Annotated in this window: 1 protein-coding gene; it reads left to right on the top strand. The window is 29.9% G+C overall.

Features of this window, described 5'->3' with window-relative positions; genetic code table 11:
• Positions 1-510: 510 nt before the first annotated feature.
• Complete coding sequence (gene tnpB, locus AC5LAX_RS04875; RefSeq protein WP_493263647.1) at positions 511-1,620, top strand: IS200/IS605 family element RNA-guided endonuclease TnpB; 1,110 nt, start codon at positions 511-513, stop codon at positions 1,618-1,620.
• The last annotated feature ends 22 nt before the right edge of the window (positions 1,621-1,642 follow it).

Here is a 1,642-nt window from a genome sequence, read left to right as displayed (position 1 = left end):
TGAATTGCTGGAAAACCCTAAAGATATCTGAACTACAACGTAAACATGAAATAAAGTTAAGCGTGAATGTGGCGAAAGCAGAAAAAATCAGATATATAGCATAAGGTTAAATCCTAAGTGCTGAAAAATGGATAATCAGCAGCGAAGCTCCGAATAGGAGAACGTTCAACGACTATTCCTCTTGAGGGAAGTACTCAGTAAGCGATTGACTGAGGAAGTGGACAGACTCTAACAGGTAAAGCTGAGGGATAAGATATAGTCTGTGCCGTTATGAAAGTAACGGAAGTTCATAAGAGAACTGTATAGAAAGTAGCGTTTCTATATGAACGAGACCTCATAATACGACTAAAGTAGAACCTAGAGTTCTTGTATATATTATTTAAAATAAGCAGTTAATATATAAACACTTGTTATATTACTATAGATATGTCATGATTATATTGAGTGACAATATGGAAGTAATATATGGCAGAAGATATGTTTATTCATTAGAAAGAGTAAGTGTTTATTATGGAAAAAGCTTATAAATTTAGGATATACCCCAACAAAACACAAGAGTGTTTACTTCAAAAAACTTTTGGCTGTGTACGTTTTATATATAATTACTTTTTAGATAAAAGAATTAAAGTATATGAACAAAATAAGAAGACTATAAGTTATAACGAATGTTCAAAAGAGCTTACTCAATTAAAAAAAGAAAAAAAGTGGCTCAAAGAACCAGATAAATCCTCTTTACAAAATGCTTTAAAGAATTTGGATACAGCATATAAAAACTTTTTTAACAGACAAAAAGCAGGCTTTCCTAAATTCAAATCTAAAAAGAATCGTTATAAATCGTACAAAACAAATATGACAAATAACAACATTGTATTTTTAGGAAATAAAATAAAACTACCTAAAATAGGCAAGATAAAAATAAGAGATAAATATTACCAAATAGAAGGTAGGATTTTAAGTGCGACAGTATCACAGACTCCTAGTGGAAAATATTACGTTGCACTATGTTGTACAGATGTGCCTCAACCTGAATTTATCAAAACGAATAAATATGTCGGTTTAGATTTAGGAATAAAGGATTTTGTCATAACCTCAGATGCAATAAAATATAGCAATCCTAAATACTTGCAAAAATCACTAACTAGATTAGCTAAGCTTCAAAGAGAACTTTCTCGAAAAACAAAAGGAAGTTCAAATTGGGAAAAGGCTAGAGTAAAAGTGGCAAAGTTGCATGATAGAATTGTCAACCAAAGACATAATTTACTTCATCAAGTAACATGTCAACTTATCAGAAATTATGATGTAATCTGTCTTGAAGATTTGCAGGTTGAAAACATGATGAAAAATCATAAATTAGCAAGAAATATAGCTGATGTTAGCTGGTCAGAGTTTATGAGACAACTAACATATAAAGCCAAATGGTTTGGCAGGATTATTGTCAAAATAGACAAATTTTATCCTTCAAGCCAATTATGTCATGTTTGTGGATATAAAAATACTGAAGTAAAAGATTTAAATGTTAGAAAATGGAACTGTCCTAAATGTAAAACACATCATGACAGAGATGTAAATGCAGCTATAAATATTAGAAATGAAGGATTAAGAATATTAAACATAGCTTAAATCTTAAATAATATATACAAGA

It is taken from the genome of Megamonas sp., assembly GCF_986095205.1.
This window is presented reverse-complemented; position numbering and strand designations above follow the sequence as displayed.